The 678-nt window shown below is 33.0% G+C and carries 1 protein-coding gene; it reads left to right on the top strand.

The window, feature by feature from the left end; genetic code table 11:
• Positions 1–88 precede the first annotated feature (88 nt).
• Complete coding sequence (locus tag BG20_RS03875) at positions 89–556, top strand: hypothetical protein (RefSeq protein ID WP_010191189.1); 468 nt, start codon at positions 89–91, stop codon at positions 554–556.
• Positions 557–678 lie beyond the last annotated feature (122 nt).

Here is a 678-nt window from a genome sequence, read left to right as displayed (position 1 = left end):
TGTCAAGAGCTGGATTTGCTGAAAGTCAACCACATGACGTATCTTTGATGTAGTTAATTTTTTAAGTAGTATTCAAAATCATTGTTCTGTGTTATCCAAGAGAACTCTTATCGGAATTATTGTAGGTAGTGCTATAATTGGAATTGGAGCGTATTCCTTAGTTTCTGATACTGGATTGCACACAATAAAAGTCAATGAAACGTTTGCAGTGGGAGAAGCTACCTCATACCAAATTTCTGCAAATGAACATGCACATCAGCATATGGTAATTACAGGAGAGAAATTTGACATAAAATTATCTAGCCCAGGTGATGGTCTTCAAATACCAAAAACATCTCATGCCAAAGAAGTTACTTTAGACTGGGTTCATCTTAAAGATGGTAAAACCATAATCAATCTTCAAAATACTGGTTCTTCTGAATTAAAAGTAGATGCAACATTGCAAGTAACAACTGATCCTATCTTGTTTACATATCATATAGTTGTCATTACCTCAGGTATGGTGATTATTGGATTTAGTATGGGTTTTACTTTAAGAAAGCCAAAAGGATTCTAGTTTAATTTTGCTGAAGGATAAGACCCCAATATCTTCATAAACAATGTTTCATGATTAATTTTATCTAACATCTCTGCAATTCTTGGATTTTTTGCATGTCCTTCAAAATCAACATAGAAATT

The organism is Candidatus Nitrosarchaeum limnium BG20 (assembly GCF_000241145.1).
GTDB lineage: Archaea > Thermoproteota > Nitrososphaeria > Nitrososphaerales > Nitrosopumilaceae > Nitrosarchaeum > Nitrosarchaeum limnae.
Note: the sequence above shows the minus strand (reverse complement) of the source record. Positions and strands in the feature narration are given on the sequence as shown.